The sequence below is a fragment of the Escherichia sp. XD33 genome (genome assembly GCF_019375075.1).
In the GTDB taxonomy this organism is placed as follows: domain Bacteria; phylum Pseudomonadota; class Gammaproteobacteria; order Enterobacterales; family Enterobacteriaceae; genus Enterobacter; species Enterobacter flexneri_A.
Map to the genome: position 1 here is coordinate 1 of NZ_JAENDM010000009.1, position 23,861 is coordinate 23,861.

21 protein-coding genes, 1 tRNA gene and 3 pseudogenes are annotated in these 23,861 nt (G+C 51.9%); 16 read left to right on the forward strand and 9 right to left on the reverse strand.

The window, feature by feature from the left end; genetic code table 11:
• From K0778_RS07605 to K0778_RS07640, 8 genes are all read left to right on the forward strand, one after another.
• Positions 1 to 273: JAB domain-containing protein (locus tag K0778_RS07605; protein ID WP_032156692.1), on the forward strand; the 273-nt coding region annotated here is incomplete at its 5' end.
• Between the two features lie 68 nt (positions 274 to 341).
• Positions 342 to 563, forward strand: coding sequence for a DUF987 domain-containing protein (locus K0778_RS07610; protein ID WP_000692353.1), 222 nt, complete (start codon positions 342 to 344; stop codon positions 561 to 563).
• An 18-nt stretch (positions 564 to 581) separates the two neighbouring features.
• On the forward strand, positions 582 to 1,226 hold the full coding sequence (locus K0778_RS07615) for a hypothetical protein (protein WP_063084794.1): 645 nt from the start codon (positions 582 to 584) through the stop codon (positions 1,224 to 1,226).
• A 49-nt stretch (positions 1,227 to 1,275) separates the two neighbouring features.
• Positions 1,276 to 1,644, forward strand: a complete 369-nt coding sequence (locus tag K0778_RS07620; protein ID WP_059239988.1) for a type IV toxin-antitoxin system YeeU family antitoxin — start codon at positions 1,276 to 1,278, stop codon at positions 1,642 to 1,644.
• A gap of 89 nt (positions 1,645 to 1,733) precedes the next feature.
• A complete protein-coding gene (cbtA, locus tag K0778_RS07625; RefSeq protein WP_000854821.1) occupies positions 1,734 to 2,111 on the forward strand; it encodes a type IV toxin-antitoxin system cytoskeleton-binding toxin CbtA in 378 nt (125 codons plus the stop codon).
• Positions 2,108 to 2,596 (forward strand): DUF5983 family protein, encoded by a 489-nt coding sequence (locus K0778_RS07630; protein WP_059239990.1) that lies wholly within the window; start codon positions 2,108 to 2,110, stop codon positions 2,594 to 2,596. The genes cbtA and K0778_RS07630 overlap by 4 nt, the downstream gene beginning before the upstream one ends.
• 11 nt (positions 2,597 to 2,607) lie before the next feature.
• Positions 2,608 to 2,805 carry a DUF957 domain-containing protein gene (locus K0778_RS07635; protein ID WP_000839248.1) on the forward strand — a complete coding sequence of 66 codons (198 nt, stop codon included), beginning with the start codon at positions 2,608 to 2,610 and terminating at the stop codon, positions 2,803 to 2,805.
• A gap of 84 nt (positions 2,806 to 2,889) precedes the next feature.
• Positions 2,890 to 3,732, forward strand: coding sequence for a DUF4942 domain-containing protein (locus K0778_RS07640; RefSeq protein ID WP_063084795.1), 843 nt, complete (start codon positions 2,890 to 2,892; stop codon positions 3,730 to 3,732).
• A gap of 149 nt (positions 3,733 to 3,881) precedes the next feature.
• Here the strand turns inward: K0778_RS07640 and K0778_RS07645 are convergent.
• The 8 genes and pseudogenes from K0778_RS07645 to trxB form a co-directional block, all read right to left on the reverse strand.
• A tRNA-Ser gene (locus tag K0778_RS07645) sits at positions 3,882 to 3,969 on the reverse strand.
• A 253-nt stretch (positions 3,970 to 4,222) separates the two neighbouring features.
• A complete protein-coding gene (gene infA, locus K0778_RS07650; RefSeq protein ID WP_001040187.1) occupies positions 4,223 to 4,441 on the reverse strand; it encodes a translation initiation factor IF-1 in 219 nt (72 codons plus the stop codon).
• A pseudogene (locus K0778_RS28575) lies at positions 4,369 to 4,521 on the reverse strand (hypothetical protein); the annotation flags it as partial. The gene infA and the pseudogene K0778_RS28575, both read right to left, overlap by 73 nt.
• Before the next feature lie 59 nt (positions 4,522 to 4,580).
• Positions 4,581 to 4,725, reverse strand: a pseudogene (locus K0778_RS28580) (hypothetical protein); the annotation flags it as partial.
• Positions 4,726 to 5,430: a leucyl/phenylalanyl-tRNA--protein transferase gene (gene aat / locus K0778_RS07655; protein WP_001241678.1), complete on the reverse strand. Its 705-nt coding sequence runs from the start codon at positions 5,428 to 5,430 to the stop codon at positions 4,726 to 4,728.
• 41 nt (positions 5,431 to 5,471) lie between these two features.
• Positions 5,472 to 7,193, reverse strand: coding sequence for a cysteine/glutathione ABC transporter ATP-binding protein/permease CydC (gene cydC, locus K0778_RS07660; protein ID WP_001202189.1), 1,722 nt, complete (start codon positions 7,191 to 7,193; stop codon positions 5,472 to 5,474).
• Entirely contained in the window at positions 7,194 to 8,960 is a 1,767-nt protein-coding gene (cydD, locus tag K0778_RS07665) for a cysteine/glutathione ABC transporter permease/ATP-binding protein CydD (RefSeq protein ID WP_001043577.1), read from the reverse strand.
• A gap of 122 nt (positions 8,961 to 9,082) precedes the next feature.
• On the reverse strand, positions 9,083 to 10,048 hold the full coding sequence (gene trxB / locus K0778_RS07670) for a thioredoxin-disulfide reductase (protein WP_000537418.1): 966 nt from the start codon (positions 10,046 to 10,048) through the stop codon (positions 9,083 to 9,085).
• A gap of 544 nt (positions 10,049 to 10,592) precedes the next feature.
• Between trxB and lrp the strand changes: the two genes are divergently transcribed.
• The 8 genes from lrp (at position 10,593) to dmsC (ending at position 22,890) form a co-directional block, all read left to right on the forward strand.
• The gene (gene lrp / locus K0778_RS07675) at positions 10,593 to 11,087 is read left to right on the forward strand and encodes a leucine-responsive transcriptional regulator Lrp (protein WP_000228473.1); all 495 of its coding nucleotides are present in this window, start codon (positions 10,593 to 10,595) and stop codon (positions 11,085 to 11,087) included.
• 134 nt (positions 11,088 to 11,221) lie between these two features.
• Positions 11,222 to 15,211 carry a DNA translocase FtsK gene (gene ftsK, locus K0778_RS07680; RefSeq protein ID WP_000077038.1) on the forward strand — a complete coding sequence of 1,330 codons (3,990 nt, stop codon included), beginning with the start codon at positions 11,222 to 11,224 and terminating at the stop codon, positions 15,209 to 15,211.
• Positions 15,212 to 15,365: 154 nt separating this feature from the next.
• Entirely contained in the window at positions 15,366 to 15,977 is a 612-nt protein-coding gene (gene lolA, locus K0778_RS07685; protein WP_001295343.1) for an outer membrane lipoprotein chaperone LolA, read from the forward strand.
• Between the two features lie 10 nt (positions 15,978 to 15,987).
• Positions 15,988 to 17,331 carry a replication-associated recombination protein RarA gene (gene rarA / locus K0778_RS07690; RefSeq protein ID WP_000067755.1) on the forward strand — a complete coding sequence of 448 codons (1,344 nt, stop codon included), beginning with the start codon at positions 15,988 to 15,990 and terminating at the stop codon, positions 17,329 to 17,331.
• Positions 17,332 to 17,421: 90 nt separating this feature from the next.
• Entirely contained in the window at positions 17,422 to 18,714 is a 1,293-nt protein-coding gene (gene serS, locus K0778_RS07695) for a serine--tRNA ligase (protein WP_000886683.1), read from the forward strand.
• A 238-nt stretch (positions 18,715 to 18,952) separates the two neighbouring features.
• A complete protein-coding gene (gene dmsA / locus K0778_RS07700) occupies positions 18,953 to 21,397 on the forward strand; it encodes a dimethylsulfoxide reductase subunit A (protein ID WP_000850306.1) in 2,445 nt (814 codons plus the stop codon).
• 10 nt (positions 21,398 to 21,407) lie between these two features.
• Positions 21,408 to 22,025 carry a dimethylsulfoxide reductase iron-sulfur subunit DmsB gene (dmsB, locus tag K0778_RS07705; protein ID WP_000213098.1) on the forward strand — a complete coding sequence of 206 codons (618 nt, stop codon included), beginning with the start codon at positions 21,408 to 21,410 and terminating at the stop codon, positions 22,023 to 22,025.
• Between the two features lies 1 nt (position 22,026).
• The gene (gene dmsC / locus K0778_RS07710; protein WP_001619270.1) at positions 22,027 to 22,890 is read left to right on the forward strand and encodes a dimethyl sulfoxide reductase anchor subunit DmsC; all 864 of its coding nucleotides are present in this window, start codon (positions 22,027 to 22,029) and stop codon (positions 22,888 to 22,890) included.
• A 34-nt stretch (positions 22,891 to 22,924) separates the two neighbouring features.
• Here dmsC and ycaC read toward each other — a convergent pair.
• Positions 22,925 to 23,551, reverse strand: a pseudogene (ycaC, locus tag K0778_RS07715) (isochorismate family cysteine hydrolase YcaC).
• Positions 23,552 to 23,861: the final 310 nt, after the last annotated feature.

The window sequence follows — 23,861 nt, forward strand, 5'->3', positions numbered from 1 at the left end:
CAGCTGATTGCCGGTGAAACCCTCTTCACCGGCACCATCAACCGCACGGAAGTCCATCCCCGGGAAGTGATTAAACGTGCCCTGTACCACAATGCCGCTGCCGTGGTGCTGGCACACAACCACCCGTCCGGTGAAGTCACCCCCAGTAAGGCTGACCGGCTTATCACTGAGCGTCTGGTACAGGCGCTGGCCCTGGTGGATATCCGGGTGCCGGACCATCTGATAGTCGGTGGCAGCCAGGTTTTCTCCTTTGCGGAACACGGCCTGCTTTAACCCGTCACCGTCACAACCACATCACACCTGTTTTCACTTTTATCTTCTGTCTTCAGAGGTATCCCATTATGAAAATCATCACCCGTGGTGAAGCCATGCGTATTCACCGTCAGCATCCTGCATCCCGTCTTTTCCCGTTCTGTACCGGCAAATACCGCTGGCACGGCAGCACTGAAGCGTATACCGGTCGTGAAGTGCAGGATATTCCCGGTGTGCTGGCCGTGTTTGCTGAACGCCGTAAGGACAGTTTTGGCCCGTATGTCCGGCTGATGAGCGTCACCCTGAACTGAATCAGGACGGGCATTCAGATGAGCAGAATTATCACCTCCACCGTGTATACACTGGATGAGCTATCCGCCACCGCACGGGAAAAAGCCCGCGACGGGTACCGTCAGCATCATGCTGACAGCAACTGGTATGAAAACGTGTATGAAGACTTCAGGGAGGTCTGTGACATTTTCGGGATTGACCTCCGCCAGCGCGTTTTCCGGCTCAGCAACGGCAGGTTTATGGAAGAGCCGAGCATCTGGTTCAGCGGATTCTGCAGCCAGGGGGACGGAGCCTGTTTTGAAGGACGCTGGCACTGGCAGCCAGCGACAGTCAGAAGAATCCGGGAGTATGCCCCACAGGAGCATGAACTCCATCGTATCGCGGATGTCCTGCAGGCGGTGCAGAAACGTAACTTCTGGCAATTACAGGCTGAAATCAGTCACCGGGGACGTTACTGCCATCCGTACAGCATGGATATCACTGTTACCAGGAACAGTCCGACTGGTCAGACTATGACAACCGATGCGGAAGCCGCAGTCAGTGAAGCCCTGCGCGACCTGGCCTTCTGGTTGTACCGTCAACTGGAAAACGAGTACGACTGGCTGACCTCAGACGCCGCTGTGGATGAGGCCCTACTCATCAACGAATACACCTTCACCGAAGCCGGTCTGCGCGCCGGCTGACTCGTCATCGTTAAACTATCATTCACCGATTTTCTGTGAGGATTTTATCGTGTCAGACACACTCTCCGGGACAACGCATCCCGATGACAATCATGACCGTCCCTGGTGGGGACTACCCTGCACCGTGACGCCCTGTTTCGGCGCCCGTCTGGTGCAGGAGGGCAATCAGTTGCATTACCTTGCCGACCGCGCCGGTATCAGAGGCCGGTTCAGCGACGCGGATGCGTACCATCTGGACCAGGCCTTTCCGCTGCTGATGAAACAACTGGAGCTCATGCTCACCAGCGGTGAACTGAATCCCCGCCATCAGCATACCGTCACGCTGTATGCAAAAGGGCTGACCTGCGAAGCCGATGCCCTCGGCAGTTGTGGCTACGTTTATATGGCTGTTTATCCGACGCCCGAAACGAAAAAGTAACTCTCCAGAATAACCTTCTGCTCCGGCCTGGTGCTTTCACCACGCCACTTTTCCATTTTTCATCTCTGCATTTCAGGAAAATCTTCAGTATGAAAACATTACCTGTATTACCCGGGCAGGCGGCCAGTTCACGCCCGTCTCCGGTTGAAATCTGGCAGACACTGCTCACCCGACTGCTGGATCAGCACTACGGCCTTACTCTGAATGACACACCGTTCGCTGATGAACGTGTGATTGAGCAGCATATTGAGGCAGGCATTTCACTGTGCGATGCGGTGAACTTTCTCGTTGAAAAATACGCACTGGTACGTACCGACCAGCCGGGATTCAGCGCCTGTACCCGTTCTCAGTTAATAAACAGTATTGATATCCTCCGGGCACGCCGGGCAACCGGCCTGATGACCCGCGACAACTACAGAACGGTAAATAACATTACCCTGGGTAAACATCCGGGGGCGAAACAATGAAACTGGCCCTGACGCTGGAAGCCGACAGCATTAATGCGCAGGCACTGAACATGGGGCGAATTGTCGCTGACGTCGATGGTGTTAATCTCACTGAACTGATTAACAAGGTCGCTGAAAACGGTTATTCACTCCGCGTGGTGGAGGAATCCGACCAACAGTCAACCTGCACACTACCACCGTTTGCAACCCTTGCCGGCATACGCTGCAGTACCGCACATATCACGGAAAAGGATAACGCCTGGCTGTACTCGCTGTCACACCAGACCAGTGACTTCGGTGAATCAGAATGGATTCATTTCACAGGTAGCGGATATCTGTTACGTACCGATGCGTGGTCATATCCGGTTCTGCGGCTCAAGCGCCTGGGGCTGTCAAAAACGTTCCGTCGTCTGGTTGTCACACTCATCCAACGTTATGGCGTCAGTCTCATTCATCTGGATGCCAGCGCTGAATGTCTGCCGGACCTGCCCACTTTCGACTGGTAACCAGGAACAACATGAAATCATTAACCACGGAAACCGCACTGGATATTCTGATTGCGTGGCTACAGGACAATATCGACTGCGAATCGGGAATTATCTTTGACAACGATGAGGATAAAACGGATTCGGCAGCACTGCTGCCCTGCATTGAACAGGCCAGGGAGGATATCCGTACCCTGCGCCAGTTGCAGTTTCTGCAACAGAACCAGTGAGTCTTACTCACCAGACTTCATTCCACTGACGCCAGCCTGAACAGGGCTGGCGTTTTCATTTATCTGCAAAAAGGAATATCGATTATGTCTGATATCACAGCCTCCCGTCCGGAAGTGGTCAACGGGCATACGGACGTTATCTGCTCAACCAGTATCCGCCACATTCTGACTGTACGAAAGAGTACGCTGCTGCAAATCGACACACTTATCCGGCAGCTGGCTGAAATCTCAGCAATGACAGAAAGTATTGGCGGTAAAACCGCACTGGACTGGGCGATGAAACAGGATTTTCGCTGTGGCTGCTGGCTCATGGAGAAACCTGAAACAGCAATGAAAGCCATCACCCGCAACCTTGACCGCGAAATCTGGCGTGACCTGATGCAACGTTCCGGGATGCTGTCATTAATGGATGCGCAGGCCCGTGATACATGGTACCGGTCACTGGAGTACGATAATTTTCCGGAAATCAGCGAAGCGAACATCCTGAGCACATTTGAACAACTGCACCAGAATAAGGATGAGGTGTTTGAGCGAGGGGTGATCAACGTCTTCAGAGGGCTGAACTGGAATTACAAAACCAACTCCCCCTGTAAATTTGGTAATAAAATTATCGTCAACAATCTGGTGAGATGGGACCGGTGGGGGTTTCATCTGAACAGCGGGCAACAGGCAGATCGACTTGCCGACCTGGAAAGAATGCTGCACCTGTTCAGCGGCAAACCAATCCCCGACAACCGGGGAAACATCACCCTTCGTCTGGATGATCACATTCAGTCTGTTCAGGGTAAAGAGAGCTATGAAGATGAGATGTTCAGCATCAGATACTTTAAGAAGGGCTCCGCACACATCACGTTCAGGAAACCAGAACTGGTTGACAGACTGAATGATATTATCGCAAAACACTATCCTGACATGCTGGCAGTATAGCTTTGCCAGTATGCTCAAAGATCGGAAATTGTCCGATAAGATATGATCGTGGGGCATATAAACCGGTTTCAGATGGCATACCCGATGGCATACTGTCCGGAAGGACAAATAAAAAAGCGCATGTTAAACAATAACATGCGCTTGTAATCTGGCGGTGAGGGGGGGATTCGAACCCCCGATACGTTGCCGTATACACACTTTCCAGGCGTGCTCCTTCAGCCACTCGGACACCTCACCAAATTGTTTTGCTGCCAAACCTCATGGGTGGCAACGGGGCGCTACTATAGGGAGTTGGAGTAAAACGGTCAAGAAGAATTTTAATGATAATTATTGTTTGCTCATACTGTAAACAACTTGTGCAGTATATCTACATCGAGACAAGTTATGGACTTATACTTCCAAAGTACTTCATACATATCACAAAATAAAAAGGCCGGTTAAACCGACCTTTTACTCGTTCTTTCTCTTCGCCCATCAGGCGGTAAAACAATCAGCGACTACGGAAGACAATGCGGCCTTTGCTCAGGTCGTACGGGGTCAGTTCAACAGTCACTTTGTCGCCCGTCAGGATGCGGATGTAGTTTTTGCGCATTTTACCGGAGATGTGTGCAGTAACCACGTGACCGTTTTCTAACTCTACGCGGAACATGGTATTAGGCAACGTTTCAAGAACGGTACCTTGCATTTCAATATTGTCTTCTTTGGCCATCTAATCCTCTGGGGTATCACTACCGTAATTTGAACCGGCAAGATAATGCCGAAGTTCTGTAAATAAGTAAAGATTTGCGCGCTAAATCGCAACAAACAGGTTCGGCACATTACTCCGAAAACACACGGCTAAGCCGCACCAAAAGCGCAACGTATAAGGGAGCGGTGAGATAAACGATGGGCGTTACCTGACGCGAAAAATTCCTTATCGGCAGCGGGGTAATGAGCGTAACCAACTCTGCGACCGCAATTATAACACTCTGGGGAGAAATGTGCCGAAAACATTCATTCTTGTGGTGAAAACAAGCACCGTGGTACCCAGAAATTATTCGGCAATCGTCCGAGGCGCATTTGATTGAGATAATTAAGGTAATCCCGGCGGGGAATTTCGCAGGCACCAAGCGATGCTGTGTGATCGTTAAGGACCTGGCAGTCGATAAGCTTACCGCCATGACCGATAAATTCCTCACAGAATACCAGAAGCGCCGTTTTAGACGCATTTTCCATCCGGCTGAACATGGACTCGCCACAAAATAGTGTTCCCTGGGCCACGCCGTACATACCGCCGACAAGCTCATCTTCACGCCAGACTTCAATGGAGTGGGCATGACCGAGTTCGTGAAGGCGATGGTAGGCTTCGACCACGCCACGCGTGATCCAGGTTCCTTCTTCGCGATCGCTGGCACAGCCTTCAATGACCTGACCAAAAGCGTAATTCATCGTGACACGATAGGGCGAGCGTTTATGAAATCGCTTCATACTACGGCTGATATGCAGTGATTCTGGCCATAGCACCGCGCGGGGATCGGGCGACCACCAGAGGATGGGGTCGCCTGGAGAAAACCACGGAAAAATACCACGCTGGTAAGCCATTAACAGGCGCGCAGGGCTAAGATCGCCCCCAAGTGCCAGCAGGCCGTTAGGCTCACGTAATGCGCCTTCCGGGGAAGGGAAGGCTATTGAATGGCGAGAAAGCTGAACCAGGCGCATGACCGCAAAACTCCACGCAAGTCGGATCGTTCAATAATAGCTTACAAACCCTGCTTGAACTGGTAATAACGCCCCTGTCTGGCAAGCAGTTCTGCGTGAGTACCTTGCTCAATAATTTGCCCGTTGTCCATCACTATTATTTGTTGGAAACGAGAGAGTCCGCGAAGTCGATGGGTGACCATTAACACCGTTTTCTCACGCATCATTTCTGCAAGCAATTCAAGGATCTGGCTTTCGGTTGTGGCATCTAAGCCTTCGGTAGGTTCATCCAGCAACACCAGTGGCGCATCATGTAACAGCGCACGGGCGATAGCCAGACGGCGCAGTTCACCACCGGAGAGCTGGCGTCCGCCTTCACCTAACCAACTGTTGAGACCTGCATCCTCGAGCAGCTTCTCCAGACCAACGCGACGCAAGATCTCCGACAGAGCCTCATCACTACTGCCAGGCGAGGCGAGTAACAGATTATCACGCAGCGTGGCGCTAAACAGATGCACTCGCTGAGGAACAACGCTGATGGTCTGTCGTAGAGCCGCTTCATTCAGGCTGGCTATGGGGCTATCGTTAAGCAAAATCTCGCCCTGTTGCGGGTCCCAAGCGCGGGTCAGCAGTTGTAACAGTGTTGATTTGCCGCATCCGGTTCGCCCGAGAATCGCAATATGTTCCCCGGCGTTTACCTGAAGAGAAATCCCTTTAAGTGCCTGTTGGGATTGCTCCGGATAAGTGAACTGAACATCCCGTAATGTCAGCGAAACGCGATCGGCAACACGAGTTTGGGTATCAGGGAAGGTGACTTCCGGTTTTTGATCCGTTAAATCAGTGATCCGAACGGCAGAGGCAATGACTTGCCCCAGATGCTGAAATGCACCCGTTACTGGTGCCAGTGCTTCAAACGCGGCTAACGCGCAGAAGACAAACAGGGCAATTAACGCGCCGGGTTGAGCATTGCCGCCAACGCCGCCAGACGCCATCCACAGCATCAGGATCACCGCTAACGCGCCAATGAGCAGCATTATCGCTTGCGACAATGCGGTCAGTTCAGATTGACGGCGTTGCGCTTCCAGCCATTGAATTTCTGTATTCTCTAGTTGCGTGCGATAACGATCGCTGGCACCAAAAATGGTCAGCTCAGCTTGCCCTTGCAGCCAGGCCGTCAGTTGTTGGCGATACTGTCCGCGAAGATGAGTCAGATTTTGCCCGGTGCTTTTTCCCGCACGATAAAACAGCGGTGGCATCAGGAAAAGCGTCAGTAACATAATGCCGCCCAGCGTAAAGGCGAGGGTGAAATCAAGGAAACTTAACCCGATTGTCACCACCATAATCACCACAAAAGCGCCCACCAGCGGCGAGATAACGCGCAGGTAAAGATGATCGAGCGTATCAACATCCGCCACCACGCGATTGAGCAATTCGCCCTGACGATAGCGCGCCAGTCCGGCAGGGGAGAGGGGCAGCAATTTGCTGAAGGTGTAAATGCGCAGATGCTGCAACACGCGGAAAGTCGCGTCGTGACTTACCAGACGTTCAAAATAGCGCCCGGCAGTACGGGTGATTGCTGCGCCACGCACGCCCGCAGCGGGTAGCATATAGTTGAAGCTGTACAGTCCGGCAACCCCCGCAACCGCTGAGGCCGAGAGGAACCAGCCGGAAAGTGTCAACAGACCGATACTGGCGAGCAGCGTCACAATTGCCAGCACAATACCAAGACTTAACATCCATTTATGACGTTTATACAGTGCCAGATAGGGTAGCAAAGCGCGCATTTAAATCTCCTCCTGACGATGGGCCAGTAATGTGGCGAATGGGCCACCAGCCACACTTAATTCCGCGTAACGTCCTTGCTCAATAATCCGGCCATCCTGCATAACCCAAATGACATCCCAGTCAGCAAGATCTTCTAACTGGTGGGTGACCATTAACGTTGTCTGGCGCAGAGAGGCGGCATTCAGCGCCTCCATTACGCGCTGTTCACTGTGAGCATCAAGGCTGGCAGCGGGTTCATCCAACAGTAATAGCGAACAGGGATTTAGTAACGCACGGGCCACCGCCACGCGCTGCGCCTGCCCCACGGAAAGGCGGGCAGCCTGGTCGCCAACAGGCGTATCAACGCCTTGTGGCAGGAGCGGTAGAAACTCGCTGACCCAGGCGTTATCCAGCGCTGCTTGTAATTCTTGTTCGCTGGCATCAGGTCGCGCCAGTAGTACGTTATCCCGTAATGTTGCTGCCGGTAATTGTGGGTTTTGCCCAACCCAGGAGAGATGTTTACGCCATGATTCTGGTGATAAATCGCGTAATTCTATCCCGTTGATTCGTAATGATCCCTGATATGAGAGAAAACCAGAAAGCGCGTTCAGCAGTGAGCTTTTACCTGAACCGCTGCGACCAACCAACACTGCACGTTGGCCTGCTGGCAAAGTAAAGTTCAGCGGTCCGGCCAGCGTTTTACCTTCCGGCGACGTGATAAACAGATCCTCGGCCTCAATGGTCAGCGGATCGGTCAATGCTAATTCCGCCTCACCGCGCTGCGGATGGGCGAGCGGGGTTTCCATAAACGTTTTCAGACTGTCAGCTGCACCAACAGCCTGGGCTTTAGCATGATAAAACGTACCGAGATCGCGTAATGGCTGGAAAAACTCTGGCGCAAGGATCAGGGCCAGAAAACCCGCAGCCAGCGTCACGCCAGTATCGTAGTGACCAAAATCCAGCTCGCCGAGATAGGAAAAACCAAAGTAGACCGCCACCAGAGCAATTGACAGCGAGGTAAAAAATTCGAGAATGCCGGAGGATAAAAACGCCAGTCGTAGCACTTCCATTGTCCGTTGGCGGAAATCTTCCGAAGCAGAACGAATACTTTCAATTTCAGCTTCACCACGACCAAAAATACGCAATGTTTCCATGCCGCGCAGGCGATCGAGGAAATGCCCACTTAAGCGAGCAAGAGCGAGAAAGTTACGTCGGTTAGCATCGGCAGCCCCCATTCCAACCAGCGCCATAAACAACGGAATTAGCGGTGCTGTGCCCAGCAGAATGAGCGCCGCAGCCCAGTTAGAGGGGAAGATCGCCACCACAATCAGCAACGGCACCGACACTGCCAGCGCCATTTGCGGCAGATAGCGTGCATAGTAATCATGCATATCGTCAATTTGCTCGAGTACCAGCGTCGCCCAGCTCCCCGCAGGTTTACCCTGAATCCACGCTGGCCCTGCTTGTTGCAGACGGTCGAGAACCTGACGGCGGATGGCAAAGCGGATATGCTGCCCGGCGTGATAACCCACCCGTTCGCGTAACCAGACCACCCATGCGCGCAGTACAAAGGTCAGAACCAGTAACGTAAAGGGAAGCAGCAGGGCTTCACGGGGAATATTCTCCATAATCATATGTTGCAGAATTCGCGCCATGAACCAGGCCTGGGCAATGATCAATATGCCGCTCACAAAGCCCAGCAGACGAGAAATATTCAGCCAACGTTGGGAGATGACGCTTTGCTGTTTTAACCAGCGGGTTAACTCTTTTTGACGAGATTTATTCATTGCACGCTTAGCAGGTGAGTTATCAGAATTATTTGCAGAGCAATGTTACAACGGGGAAAAAATAAAGGCGACCCATAGTCGCATGGTGTCGCCTTCTTTACTTTTGTTACTGATTTGTAAAATTATTTTGCGTCAGCTAAACCATCGAGGTAGCGTTCCGCATCAAGTGCTGCCATGCAGCCTGTACCGGCCGAAGTAATGGCCTGGCGATAAATGTGATCCATCACGTCGCCTGCGGCAAAGACGCCAGGAATGCTGGTCTGGGTGGCATTACCATGAATACCCGACTGTACTTTGATGTAGCCGTTTTCCAGTTCCAGCTGCCCTTCGAAAATCGCAGTATTCGGGCTGTGACCGATAGCAACAAACAGACCGGCAACGTCGAGTGACTCGATGTTATCGCTGTTTTGCGTATCGCGCAGACGAACGCCAGTGACACCCATTTGATCGCCGGTCACTTCTTCCAGCGTACGGTTGGTGTGCAGAATGATGTTGCCGTTCTCCACTTTATCCATCAGGCGCTTAATGAGGATTTTTTCCGCGCGGAAACCGTCACGGCGGTGAATCAGATGCACTTCCGAAGCGATGTTAGACAGATACAGCGCCTCTTCAACCGCGGTATTGCCGCCGCCGATGACCGCAACTTTCTGGTTGCGATAGAAGAAACCGTCGCAGGTTGCACAAGCAGAAACCCCACGGCCTTTAAAGGCTTCTTCAGAGGGCAGGCCGAGATAGCGTGCAGAAGCTCCGGTGGCAATAATCAGCGCGTCGCAAGTGTATTCGCCGTTATCGCCATTCAGACGGAACGGACGGTTTTGCAGATCCACCTTGTTGATATGATCAAAAATGATCTCAGTTTCAAACTTGGTGGCATGTTCGTGCATGCGCTCCATTAATAACGGACCGGTCAGATCGTTTGGATCGCCAGGCCAGTTTTCCACTTCCGTGGTGGTGGTCAGTTGGCCGCCTTTTTCCATGCCGGTAATCAGCACAGGTTGCAGGTTGGCGCGCGCCGCGTAGACAGCAGCGGTGTATCCCGCCGGGCCTGAACCCAGGATAAGCAGTTTACTGTGTTTGGTCGTGCCCATGAGATCCCCATAGTTGTTGGCAGACAATGGGCAGGATTGTAGGGAATTTACAGACGTAAAAAAAGAGTATGACGATTTTGTTAACAATTTGTGCAATCGGCAGCATCGATAAGCAGGTCAAATTCTCCCGTCATTATCACCTCTGCTACTTAAATTTCCCGCTTTATAAGCCGATTAAATGATGAATAAACGCCCCTGTTAATGAATATCTGGCATGTTGTACTAAAAATCGATGTTTTGCTTTGACAATCCCCTGGTGTTTTGCGAAAACATTCGAGGAAGAAAAAAAACAGTATTCTTATATGCGCATAACCATGCATGTAAATACCATGTTTACCGTGCTAGTGAAATCTACGTATGGCGTGGACAGACGCCATTCGTGATGTCGATAGCTGCCACAAGGCAACGGTCTTCTCACCGTAGACCCAGGCATTGCGCGCCGTGAATCTTCATGATTTCGGTCTATCGTGACGGGTAGCGACTCTGAACAGTGATGTTTCAGGGTCAGACAGGAGTAGGGAAGGAATACAGAGAGACAATAATAATGGTAGATAGCAAGAAGCGCCCTGGCAAAGATCTCGACCGTATCGATCGTAACATTCTTAATGAGTTGCAAAAGGATGGGCGTATTTCTAACGTCGAGCTTTCTAAACGTGTGGGACTTTCCCCAACGCCGTGCCTTGAGCGTGTGCGTCGGCTGGAAAGACAAGGGTTTATTCAGGGCTATACGGCGCTGCTTAACCCCCATTATCTGGATGCATCACTTCTGGTATTCGTTGAGATTACTCTGAATCGTGGCGCACCGGATGTGTTTGAACAATTCAATACCGCTGTACAAAAACTTGAAGAAATTCAGGAGTGTCATTTAGTATCCGGTGATTTCGACTACCTGTTGAAAACACGCGTGCCGGATATGTCAGCCTACCGTAAGTTGCTGGGGGAAACCCTGCTGCGTCTGCCTGGCGTCAATGACACACGGACATACGTTGTTATGGAAGAAGTCAAGCAGAGTAATCGTCTGGTTATTAAGACGCGCTAACACGGAACAGGTGCAAAATCGGCGTATTTTGATTACACTCCTGTTAATCCATACAGCAACAGTACTGGGGTAACCTGGTACTGTTGTCCGTTTTAGCATCGGGCAGGAAAAGCCTGTAACCTGGAGAGCCTTTCTTGAGCCAGGAATACACTGAAGACAAAGAAGTCACATTGACAAAGTTAAGTAGCGGCCGCCGCCTTCTGGAGGCGTTGCTGATCCTTATTGTCCTGTTTGCCGTCTGGTTGATGGCTGCCTTACTAAGCTTTAACCCTTCGGACCCCAGCTGGTCGCAAACGGCCTGGCATGAACCTATCCATAATTTAGGTGGGATGCCCGGTGCGTGGTTGGCAGATACGCTGTTCTTTATTTTTGGCGTGATGGCTTACACCATTCCCGTCATTATTGTCGGCGGTTGTTGGTTTGCCTGGCGTCATCAGTCCAGCGACGAATACATTGATTATTTTGCCGTTTCGCTACGCATCATTGGCGTTTTGGCGCTCATCCTTACCTCCTGTGGTCTGGCGGCAATCAACGCTGACGATATCTGGTATTTTGCCTCCGGTGGCGTCATTGGCAGCTTACTAAGCACTACGCTACAACCACTGCTACACAGTAGCGGGGGAACTATTGCGCTGCTCTGCGTTTGGGCAGCGGGCCTGACGTTGTTCACCGGTTGGTCATGGGTGACCATTGCTGAAAAACTCGGCGGCTGGATTTTAAACATTCTCACCTTCGCCAGTAATCGTACCCGTCGCGATGATACCTGGGTCGATGAAGATGAGTATGAAGACGACGAAGAGTATGAAGATGAAAATCACGGCAAACAGCATGAATCACGCCGTGCCCGTATTCTTCGCGGCGCGCTAGCGCGTCGTAAACGGTTGGCGGAAAAATTCATTAATCCGATGGGGCGGCAAACAGACGCTGCGTTGTTCTCCGGTAAGCGGATGGATGATGACGAAGAGATTACCTACACTGCACGCGGTGTGGCTGCCGACCCGGACGACGTCCTATTTTCGGGCAATCGTGCAACGCAGCCAGAATATGACGAATACGATCCATTATTAAACGGTGCGCCAATTACCGAACCTGTCGCTGTAGCAGCTGCTGCTACCACGGCGACACAAAGCTGGGCTGCGCCGGTTGAACCTGTGACTCAGACGCCGCCTGTTGCCTCTGTTGATGTTCCACCTGCGCAACCTACAGTAGCCTGGCAGCCTGTACCGGGTCCACAAACGGGAGAGCCGGTTATTGCTCCTGCACCGGAAGGTTACCCACAGCAGTCACAATATGCGCAGCCTGCAGTGCAATATAATGAGCCGCTGCAACAACCAGTACAGCCGCAGCAGCCGTATTATGCACCTGCAGCTGAACAACCTGCGCAACAGCCGTATTATGCCCCTGCGCCAGAACAACCGGTGGCAGGTAACGCCTGGCAAGCCGAAGAGCAGCAATCCACTTTTGCTCCACAGTCTACATACCAGACTGAGCAAACTTATCAGCAGCCAGCCGCTCAGGAGCCGTTGTACCAACAGCCGCAACCCGTTGAACAGCAGCCTGTTGTGGAGCCTGAACCCGTTGTAGAAGAGACAAAACCCGCGCGTCCGCCGCTTTACTACTTTGAAGAAGTTGAAGAGAAGCGAGCCCGTGAACGTGAACAACTTGCGGCCTGGTATCAACCGATTCCAGAACCGGTTAAAGAACCAGAACCGATCAAATCTTCGCTGAAAGCACCTTCTGTTGCAGCAGTACCTCCAGTAGAAGCCGCTGCCGCTGTTTCCCCGCTGGCATCTGGCGTGAAAAAAGCGACACTGGCGACGGGGGCTGCCGCAACCGTTGCCGCGCCAGTCTTCAGTCTGGCAAATAGCGGTGGACCGCGTCCTCAGGTCAAAGAGGGGATTGGTCCGCAGTTGCCACGACCGAAACGTATCCGCGTGCCAACTCGTCGTGAACTGGCGTCTTACGGTATTAAGCTGCCCTCACAGCGTGCGGCGGAAGAAAAAGCCCGTGAAGCCCAGCGCAATCAGTACGATTCTGGCGATCAGTACAACGATGATGAAATCGATGCGATGCAGCAGGATGAACTGGCACGTCAGTTCGCCCAGACACAGCAGCAACGCTATGGCGAACAGTATCAACATGATGTGCCCGTAAACGCAGAAGATGCAGATGCTGCGGCAGAGGCTGAACTGGCTCGTCAGTTTGCGCAAACTCAACAACAACGTTATTCCGGCGAACAACCGGCTGGGGCGAATCCGTTCTCGCTGGATGATTTTGAATTTTCGCCAATGAAAGCGTTGCTGGATGATGGTCCACACGAACCGTTGTTTACGCCAATTGTTGAACCTGTACAGCAGCCGCAACAACCGGTTGCACCGCAGCAGCAATATCAGCAGCCGCAACAACCAGTTCCGCCGCAGCCGCAGTATCAGCAGCCACAACAGCCGGTTGCGCCGCAGCCACAATATCAGCAGCCGCAACAACCGGTTGCGCCACAGCAGCAATATCAGCAGCCGCAACAACCGGTTGCGCCGCAGCAGCAGTATCAGCAGCCACAACAGCCAGTTGCGCCACAACCGCAGGATACCCTGCTTCATCCGCTGTTGATGCGTAATGGCGACAGCCGTCCGTTGCATAAACCGACGACGCCGCTGCCTTCTCTGGATTTGCTGACACCGCCGCCGAGCGAAGTGGAGCCGGTAGATACCTTTGCGCTTGAACAAATGGCTCGTCTGGTGGAAGCGCGTCTGGCTGATTTCCGTATTAAAGCCGATGTCGTCAATTACTCTCCGGGGCCGGTTATCACTCGCTTTGAACTTAACCTGGCTCCTGGCGTAAAAGCGGCGCGCATTTCTAACTTGTCACGGGACCTTGCCCGTTCACTTTCGACGGTGGCGGTGCGTGTCGTTGAAGTTATTCCTGGCAAACCCTATGTAGGTCTGGAGTTACCAAATAAAAAACGACAAACCGTTTATCTGCGCGAAGTTTTGGATAACGCCAAATTCCGCGATAATCCGTCGCCATTAACCGTGGTGCTGGGTAAAGATATCGCCGGTGAGCCGGTGGTTGCCGATCTGGCGAAAATGCCGCACTTGTTGGTTGCGGGGACTACCGGTTCCGGTAAATCTGTCGGTGTGAACGCGATGATCCTGAGCATGCTTTATAAAGCACAGCCAGAAGATGTGCGTTTCATCATGATCGACCCGAAAATGCTGGAGCTTTCGGTGTATGAAGGCATTCCGCACCTGTTAACGGAAGTCGTTACTGATATGAAAGATGCCGCCAACGCGCTGCGCTGGTGTGTTAACGAGATGGAGCGTCGGTATAAACTGATGTCTGCGCTGGGTGTGCGTAATCTGGCGGGTTATAACGAAAAAATTGCTGAAGCCGATCGCATGATGCGTCCGATTCCAGACCCGTACTGGAAGCCGGGTGACAGTATGGATGCCCAGCATCCGGTGCTGAAAAAAGAACCATACATTGTGGTGTTGGTTGACGAATTTGCCGACCTGATGATGACGGTAGGTAAAAAAGTGGAAGAGCTGATAGCACGTCTGGCGCAAAAAGCCCGTGCCGCGGGTATCCACCTCGTACTGGCAACTCAGCGTCCATCGGTTGATGTTATTACTGGTCTGATTAAAGCGAATATTCCGACCCGTATCGCCTTTACCGTATCCAGTAAGATTGACTCACGTACCATTCTTGATCAGGCTGGCGCGGAATCACTGCTGGGTATGGGGGATATGCTCTACTCTGGGCCGAACTCCACGTTGCCGGTACGTGTCCATGGTGCTTTTGTTCGCGATCAGGAAGTTCATGCCGTGGTGCAGGACTGGAAAGCGCGTGGTCGCCCACAGTATGTTGATGGCATCACCTCCGACAGCGAAAGCGAAGGTGGTGCGGGTGGTTTCGATGGCGCTGAAGAACTGGATCCGTTGTTCGATCAGGCGGTGCAGTTTGTCACTGAAAAACGCAAAGCGTCAATTTCTGGCGTACAGCGTCAGTTCCGCATTGGTTATAACCGTGCAGCGCGTATTATCGAACAGATGGAAGCGCAGGGGATTGTCAGCGAACAGGGGCACAACGGTAATCGTGAAGTGCTGGCCCCACCGCCGTTTGACTAATTAATGCATTGCCGGATAAGGCGCGGTAGCGTCGCATCCGGCACTCTATCAACTGAAAATTCAGTATTTTCTTCTTTCCTCAAGCTGATTATTAGCCTGGAATAGAGAGTAGAGGGAACTCCCGATCGGGAGTGACGTAATTTGAGGAATAATGATGAAAAAAATTGCCATCACCTGTGCATTACTCTCAAGCTTAGTAGCAAGCAGCGTTTGGGCTGATGCCGCAAGCGATCTGAAAAGCCGCCTGGATAAAGTCAGCAGCTTCCACGCCAGCTTCACACAAAAAGTGACTGACGGTAGCGGCGCGGCGGTGCAGGAAGGTCAGGGCGATCTGTGGGTGAAACGTCCAAACTTATTCAACTGGCATATGACACAACCTGATGAAAGCATTCTGGTTTCTGACGGTAAAACACTGTGGTTCTATAACCCGTTCGTTGAGCAAGCTACGGCAACCTGGCTGAAAGATGCCACCGGTAATACGCCGTTTATGCTGATTGCCCGCAACCAGTCCAGCGACTGGCAGCAGTACAATATCAAACAGAATGGCGATGACTTTGTCCTGACGCCGAAAGCCAGCAATGGCAATCTGAAGCAGTTCACCATTAACGTGGGACGTGATGGCACAATCCATCAGTTTAGCGCGGTGGAGCAGGACGATCAGCGCAGCAGTTATCAACTGAAATCCCAGCAAAATGGGGCTGTGGATGCAGCGAAATTTACCTTCACCCCGCCGCAAGGCGTCACGGTAGATGATCAACGTAAGTAGAGGCACCTGAGTGAGCAATCTGTCGCTCGATTTTTCGGATAATACTTTTCAACCTCTGGCCGCGCGTATGCGGCCAGAAAATTTAGCACAGTATATCGGCCAGCAACATTTGCTGGCTGCGGGGAAGCCGTTGCCGCGCGCTATCGAAGCCGGGCATTTACATTCTATGATCCTCTGGGGGCCGCCGGGTACCGGCAAAACAACTCTCGCTGAAGTGATTGCCCGCTATGCGAACGCTGATGTGGAACGTATTTCTGCCGTCACCTCTGGCGTGAAAGAGATTCGCGAGGCGATCGAGCGCGCCCGGCAAAACCGCAATGCAGGTCGCCGCACTATTCTTTTTGTTGACGAAGTTCACCGTTTCAACAAAAGCCAGCAGGATGCATTTCTGCCACATATTGAAGACGGCACCATCACTTTTATTGGCGCAACCACTGAAAACCCGTCGTTTGAGCTTAATTCGGCACTGCTTTCCCGTGCCCGTGTCTATCTGTTGAAATCCCTGAGTACAGAGGATATTGAGCAAGTACTAACTCAGGCGATGGAAGACAAAACCCGTGGCTATGGTGGTCAGGATATTGTTCTGCCAGATGAAACACGACGCGCCATTGCTGAACTGGTGAATGGCGACGCGCGCCGGGCGTTAAATACGCTGGAAATGATGGCGGATATGGCCGAAGTCGATGATAGCGGTAAGCGGGTCCTGAAGCCTGAATTACTGACCGAAATCGCCGGTGAACGTAGCGCCCGCTTTGATAACAAAGGCGATCGCTTTTACGATCTGATTTCCGCACTGCATAAGTCGGTACGTGGTAGCGCACCCGATGCGGCGCTGTACTGGTATGCGCGAATTATTACCGCTGGTGGCGATCCGTTATATGTCGCGCGTCGCTGTCTGGCGATTGCGTCTGAAGACGTCGGTAATGCCGATCCACGGGCGATGCAGGTGGCAATTGCGGCCTGGGATTGCTTTACTCGCGTTGGCCCGGCGGAAGGTGAACGCGCCATTGCTCAGGCGATTGTTTACCTGGCCTGCGCGCCAAAAAGCAACGCTGTCTACACTGCGTTTAAAGCCGCGCTGGCCGATGCTCGCGAACGCCCGGATTATGACGTACCGGTTCATTTGCGTAATGCGCCGACGAAATTAATGAAGGAAATGGGCTACGGGCAGGAATATCGTTACGCTCATGATGAAGCAAACGCTTATGCTGCCGGTGAGGTTTACTTCCCGCCGGAAATAGCACAAACACGCTATTATTTCCCGACAAACAGGGGCCTTGAAGGCAAGATTGGCGAAAAGCTCGCCTGGCTGGCTGAACAGGATCAAAATAGCCCCATAAAACGCTACCGTTAATGTTATCGTTGCGGTAATGTTGTTACTGTATCCCTGTGGTCGCAGGCTGTGGCCACATCTCCCATTTAATTCGATAAGCACAGGATAAGCATGCTCGATCCCAATCTGCTGCGTAATGAGCCAGACGCAGTCGCTGAAAAACTGGCACGCCGGGGCTTTAAGCTGGATGTAGATAAGCTGGGCGCTCTTGAAGAGCGTCGTAAAGTATTGCAGGTCAAAACGGAAAACCTGCAAGCGGAGCGTAACTCCCGATCGAAATCCATTGGCCAGGCGAAAGCACGCGGGGAAGATATCGAGCCTTTACGTCTGGAAGTGAACAAACTGGGCGAAGAGCTGGATGCAGCAAAAGCCGAGCTGGATGCTTTACAGGCTGAAATTCGCGATATCGCGCTAACCATCCCTAACTTGCCTGCAGATGAAGTGCCGGTAGGTAAAGACGAAAATGACAACGTTGAAGTCAGCCGCTGGGGCACCCCGCGTGAGTTTGACTTTGAAGTTCGTGACCATGTGACGCTGGGTGAAATGCACTCTGGCCTCGACTTTGCAGCTGCAGTTAAGCTGACTGGTTCCCGCTTTGTGGTAATGAAAGGGCAGATTGCTCGCATGCACCGCGCACTGTCGCAGTTTATGCTGGATCTGCATACCGAACAGCATGGCTACAGTGAGAACTATGTTCCGTACCTGGTTAACCAGGACACGCTGTACGGTACGGGTCAGCTGCCGAAATTTGCTGGCGATCTGTTTCATACTCGTCCGCTGGAAGAAGAAGCAGACACCAGTAACTATGCGCTGATCCCAACGGCAGAAGTTCCGCTGACTAACCTGGTGCGCGGTGAAATCATCGATGAAGATGATCTGCCAATTAAGATGACCGCCCACACCCCATGCTTCCGTTCTGAAGCCGGTTCATATGGTCGTGACACCCGTGGTCTGATCCGTATGCACCAGTTCGACAAAGTTGAAATGGTGCAGATCGTGCGCCCAGAAGACTCAATGGCGGCGCTGGAAGAGATGACTGGTCATGCAGAAAAAGTCCTGCAGTTGCTGGGCCTGCCGTACCGTAAAATCATCCTTTGCACTGGCGACATGGGCTTTGGCGCTTGCAAAACTTACGACCTGGAAGTATGGATCCCGGCACAGAACACCTACCGTGAGATCTCTTCCTGCTCCAACGTTTGGGATTTCCAGGCACGTCGTATGCAGGCACGTTGCCGCAGCAAGTCGGACAAGAAAACCCGTCTGGTTCATACCCTGAACGGTTCTGGTCTGGCTGTTGGTCGTACGCTGGTTGCAGTAATGGAAAACTATCAGCAGGCTGATGGTCGTATTGAAGTACCAGAAGTTCTGCGTCCGTATATGAACGGACTGGAATATATTGGCTAATACCCAATTTTTCTGAATCTAAAAAGCGCCTGCGGGCGCTTTTTTTGTCTCCCTTTGATACCGAACAATAATTACTCCTCACTTACACGTAATACTACTTTCGAGTGAAAATCTACCTATCTCTTTGATTTTCAAATTATTCGATGTATACAAGCCTATATAGCGAACTGCTATAGAAATAATTACACAATACGGTTTGTTACTGGAATCAATCGTGAGCAAGCTTGAGTGAGCCATTATGAAAACGAAAATCCCTGATGCGGTATTGGCTGCTGAGGTGAGTCGCCGTGGTTTGGTAAAAACGACAGCGATCGGCGGCCTGGCAATGGCCAGCAGCGCATTAACATTACCTTTTAGTCGGATTGCGCACGCTGTCGATAGCGCCATTCCAACAAAATCAGACGAAAAGGTTATCTGGAGCGCCTGTACAGTTAACTGTGGTAGTCGCTGCCCGCTACGTATGCACGTCGTGGACGGTGAAATCAAATATGTCGAAACGGACAATACCGGCGATGACAATTACGACGGCCTGCACCAGGTTCGCGCCTGCCTGCGTGGGCGTTCCATGCGTCGCCGTGTCTACAATCCGGACCGCCTGAAATATCCGATGAAACGAGTCGGGGCGCGCGGTGAAGGCAAATTCGAGCGCATTAGCTGGGAAGAAGCCTACGACATCATCGCGACCAATATGCAGCGCCTGATCAAAGAGTACGGCAACGAGTCTATCTATCTGAACTATGGCACCGGTACGCTGGGCGGCACCATGACCCGCTCCTGGCCGCCGGGAAATACCCTGGTCGCGCGGCTGATGAACTGCTGCGGCGGCTATCTGAACCATTACGGCGACTACTCCTCCGCGCAAATTGCGGAAGGTTTGAACTATACCTACGGCGGCTGGGCAGATGGCAACAGCCCGTCGGATATCGAAAACAGTAAGCTGGTAGTGCTGTTTGGTAATAACCCTGGCGAAACGCGAATGAGTGGCGGTGGGGTGACTTACTATCTTGAACAGGCACGCCAGAAATCTAATGCTCGCATGATCATCATCGATCCGCGCTATACCGACACCGGTGCCGGGCGCGAAGATGAGTGGATCCCTATTCGTCCAGGAACAGATGCCGCACTGGTTAACGGTCTGGCGTACGTCATGATCACTGAAAACCTGGTGGATCAGGCATTCCTCGATAAATATTGCGTTGGCTATGACGAGAAAACCCTGCCAGCCAGTGCGCCGAAAAATGGCCACTATAAAGCTTATATTCTGGGTGAAGGGCCAGATGGCGTGGCTAAAACACCGGAATGGGCCTCGCAAATCACCGGTGTTCCGGCAGACAAAATCATCAAACTGGCTCGTGAAATCGGCAGTACCAAACCGGCGTTTATCAGCCAGGGATGGGGCCCGCAGCGTCACGCTAACGGTGAAATCGCAACCCGTGCTATCTCGATGCTGGCGATTCTGACCGGTAACGTTGGTATTAATGGAGGGAACAGCGGCGCGCGTGAAGGTTCATACAGCTTACCGTTTGTCCGTATGCCGACCTTGGAAAACCCAATCCAGACCAGCATTTCTATGTTTATGTGGACCGATGCCATTGAACGTGGCCCGGAAATGACGGCGCTGCGTGATGGTGTACGCGGGAAAGATAAGCTGGATGTGCCGATCAAAATGATCTGGAACTATGCCGGTAACTGCCTGATTAACCAGCATTCTGAAATCAACCGTACCCATGAAATCCTTCAGGATGATAAGAAGTGCGAGCTGATTGTGGTTATCGACTGCCACATGACCTCATCGGCGAAATATGCTGACATCCTGCTGCCTGACTGCACCGCTTCCGAACAGATGGACTTTGCGCTGGATGCATCCTGCGGGAATATGTCTTACGTGATTTTCAACGATCAGGTGATTAAACCGCGCTTTGAATGTAAGACCATCTATGAAATGACCAGCGAACTGGCAAAACGTCTTGGCGTTGAGCAACAGTTTACTGAAGGCCGTACCCAGGAAGAGTGGATGCGGCATCTGTATGCCCAGTCGCGGGAAGCGATTCCTGAACTGCCAACGTTTGAAGAGTTCCGCAAGCAGGGGATCTTTAAAAAGCGCGACCCACAAGGGCATCACGTTGCTTATAAAGCCTTCCGTGAAGATCCGCAGGCAAACCCACTGACTACGCCATCGGGCAAAATTGAGATTTATTCGCAGGCGCTGGCTGACATTGCCGCTACCTGGGAATTGCCTGAAGGCGATGTGATCGATCCACTGCCGATCTACACGCCGGGCTTTGAAAGTTATCAGGATCCGCTGAACAAACAGTATCCGCTGCAGCTTACAGGTTTCCACTATAAATCTCGCGTTCACTCAACTTACGGCAACGTTGATGTGCTGAAAGCGGCTTGCCGTCAGGAAATGTGGATCAACCCGCTTGATGCGCAAAAACGCGGTATCAACAACGGCGATAAAGTCAGGATCTTTAACGATCGTGGTGAGGTTCATATTGAGGCGAAAGTGACGCCACGAATGATGCCGGGTGTGGTCGCACTGGGTGAAGGTGCCTGGTATGACCCGGATACAAAACGTGTCGATAAGGGCGGTTGTATCAACGTACTGACCACTCAACGTCCGTCTCCTCTCGCTAAGGGGAATCCGTCACATACAAACCTTGTTCAGGTTGAAAAGGTGTAAGGAGTAACCGATGACAACCCAGTATGGATTTTTTATTGATTCCAGCCGTTGCACCGGTTGCAAAACCTGCGAGCTGGCCTGTAAAGACTACAAAGATTTGACGCCAGAAGTCAGCTTCCGCCGCATTTATGAATATGCTGGCGGCGACTGGCAGGAAGATAACGGTGTCTGGCACCAGAACGTGTTTGCCTACTATCTGTCGATTTCATGTAACCACTGCGAAGATCCGGCTTGTACTAAAGTCTGCCCGAGCGGTGCGATGCATAAACGTGAAGATGGTTTTGTTGTGGTCGATGAAGATGTGTGCATTGGCTGCCGCTACTGCCATATGGCTTGCCCGTATGGCGCACCGCAATATAACGAAACGAAAGGCCATATGACCAAATGCGATGGTTGTTATGACCGTGTTGCGGAGGGTAAAAAGCCGATCTGTGTTGAATCTTGTCCGCTGCGGGCGCTGGATTTCGGCCCTATCGACGAGCTGCGTAAAAAACATGGCGATCTGGCGGCCGTTGCGCCGTTGCCGCGAGCTCACTTTACCAAACCGAATATTGTGATCAAACCCAATGCCAATAGCCGCCCGACCGGGGATACCACTGGCTATCTGGCAAACCCGAAGGAGGTGTGAGATGGGAAGTGGATGGCATGAATGGCCGCTGATGATCTTCACGGTCTTCGGGCAATGTGTAGCAGGTGGTTTTATCGTTCTGGCTTTGGCGCTGCTCAAAGGCGACCTGCGAGCAGAAGCCCAGCAGCGTGTTATCGCCTGCATGTTTGGTTTATGGGTGCTGATGGGCATTGGCTTTATCGCCTCTATGCTCCATCTTGGTTCACCAATGCGCGCTTTTAACTCGCTCAACCGGGTAGGGGCTTCAGCACTCAGTAACGAAATCGCCAGCGGTTCGATCTTTTTTGCCGTAGGCGGCATCGGCTGGTTGCTGGCAATGCTGAAAAAGCTGTCACCGGCATTGCGTACGCTGTGGCTGATAGTGACGATGGTTCTTGGCGTCATCTTTGTCTGGATGATGATGCGTGTGTATAACAGCATTGATACCGTTCCGACCTGGTACAGCATCTGGACGCCGATGGGCTTCTTCCTGACGATGTTTATGGGCGGCCCGTTACTGGGTTACCTGTTGTTGAGTCTGGCTGGCGTCGATGGCTGGGCGATGCGTCTGCTGCCAGCAATTTCTGTACTGGCACTGGTAGTGAGTGGCGTGGTGTCAGTGATGCAGGGCGCAGAGCTGGCGACTATTCATAGTTCTGTGCAGCAGGCCGCAGCGCTGGTGCCGGACTATGGTGCGCTGATGTCCTGGCGGATCGTGCTTTTGGCCGTTGCCCTGTGCTTGTGGATTGCACCACAGCTAAAAGGTTATCAGCCTGCGGTTCCGCTACTTTCTGTATCATTCATTCTGCTTCTGGCAGGGGAATTAATCGGTCGCGGCGTATTCTATGGTTTGCATATGACCGTGGGGATGGCCGTCGCAAGCTAATCATAACAACCGGGGTTTCGGCCCCGGTTCTCTTTTATTTCTGCTTCGTTAACGTGTCATAACTGGTCATCAAATTACGATAATCAGGAATGTGGTTAGAGAACAACGTCGCCAGTCCTTCAATATCATTACGCTAGTCGCGATGCAGCTCGCACGCCACGCCGAACCATGTCATCAATTGCGCACCAGCTTGCGACAAGCGATCCCATGCCGAATGCCGGGTAATTTCATTAAAGGTCCCTGACGCGTCAGTCACGACAAAGACGTCAAACCCTTCTTCAATGGCTGAAAGCGCCGGGAATGCCACGCAAACTTCGGTTACCACACCGGCAATAATTAACTGTTTTTTACCTGTCGCTTTGACAGCTTTTACAAAATCTTCGTTATCCCAGGCGTTAATATTTCCCGGGCGAGCAATGTAAGGTGTATCGGGGAATTGTGCTTTCAGTTCTGGAACTAATGGGCCGTTAGGACCGGTTTCAAAACTGGTGGTAAGAATAGTTGGTAAGTTGAAATACTTAGCCAGGTCACCCAGCGCCAGCACGTTATTTTTAAACTTATCGGGTTCGATATCCCGTACAAGGGAAAGTAAACCAGCCTGGTGATCAACAAGCAAAACGGCAGCATCATTTTTATCAAGACGAACATACGGTTTGGTCATCCTCTTCTCCTTTCGAGAGTCAGTGGTACGTCTGAAATCGATCAGACGCGATGCATTGCTCTGAAAGCATAGACGGGAAATATGAGTTTGCTGTGACCATGAAATTTTTCGACTGAACGAAGCGTATGAAATTTGTGTTAGTTCAATAAAAACAATCAGATGAGACTAATCATCTCTTCAGCATTAGCGTTATGAATGAGTAATATAAATCGATAATACCGCCGCTGGGATATCGCGTATTTTCACCCATTGACAATGTTTTTGGCGGTGGCATGATGCGCATGAAATTTGAACTTCCTCACGGTTTTAA

What these genes read in the sequence shown, in the direction of transcription:
- K0778_RS07610 (WP_000692353.1), top strand. Translation starts at nt 342, where the DNA reads ATGAAAATCATCACCCGTGGTGAAGCCATGCGTATTCACCGTCAGCAT.
- K0778_RS07615 (WP_063084794.1), top strand. Translation starts at nt 582, where the DNA reads ATGAGCAGAATTATCACCTCCACCGTGTATACACTGGATGAGCTATCC.
- cbtA (WP_000854821.1), top strand. Translation starts at nt 1,734, where the DNA reads ATGAAAACATTACCTGTATTACCCGGGCAGGCGGCCAGTTCACGCCCG.
- K0778_RS07630 (WP_059239990.1), top strand. Translation starts at nt 2,108, where the DNA reads ATGAAACTGGCCCTGACGCTGGAAGCCGACAGCATTAATGCGCAGGCA.
- K0778_RS07635 (WP_000839248.1), top strand. Translation starts at nt 2,608, where the DNA reads ATGAAATCATTAACCACGGAAACCGCACTGGATATTCTGATTGCGTGG.
- K0778_RS07640 (WP_063084795.1), top strand. Translation starts at nt 2,890, where the DNA reads ATGTCTGATATCACAGCCTCCCGTCCGGAAGTGGTCAACGGGCATACG.
- infA (WP_001040187.1), bottom strand. Translation starts at nt 4,441, where the DNA reads ATGGCCAAAGAAGACAATATTGAAATGCAAGGTACCGTTCTTGAAACG.
- aat (WP_001241678.1), bottom strand. Translation starts at nt 5,430, where the DNA reads ATGCGCCTGGTTCAGCTTTCTCGCCATTCAATAGCCTTCCCTTCCCCG.
- cydC (WP_001202189.1), bottom strand. Translation starts at nt 7,193, where the DNA reads ATGCGCGCTTTGCTACCCTATCTGGCACTGTATAAACGTCATAAATGG.
- cydD (WP_001043577.1), bottom strand. Translation starts at nt 8,960, where the DNA reads ATGAATAAATCTCGTCAAAAAGAGTTAACCCGCTGGTTAAAACAGCAA.
- trxB (WP_000537418.1), bottom strand. Translation starts at nt 10,048, where the DNA reads ATGGGCACGACCAAACACAGTAAACTGCTTATCCTGGGTTCAGGCCCG.
- lrp (WP_000228473.1), top strand. Translation starts at nt 10,593, where the DNA reads ATGGTAGATAGCAAGAAGCGCCCTGGCAAAGATCTCGACCGTATCGAT.
- lolA (WP_001295343.1), top strand. Translation starts at nt 15,366, where the DNA reads ATGAAAAAAATTGCCATCACCTGTGCATTACTCTCAAGCTTAGTAGCA.
- serS (WP_000886683.1), top strand. Translation starts at nt 17,422, where the DNA reads ATGCTCGATCCCAATCTGCTGCGTAATGAGCCAGACGCAGTCGCTGAA.
- dmsA (WP_000850306.1), top strand. Translation starts at nt 18,953, where the DNA reads ATGAAAACGAAAATCCCTGATGCGGTATTGGCTGCTGAGGTGAGTCGC.
- dmsB (WP_000213098.1), top strand. Translation starts at nt 21,408, where the DNA reads ATGACAACCCAGTATGGATTTTTTATTGATTCCAGCCGTTGCACCGGT.
- dmsC (WP_001619270.1), top strand. Translation starts at nt 22,027, where the DNA reads ATGGGAAGTGGATGGCATGAATGGCCGCTGATGATCTTCACGGTCTTC.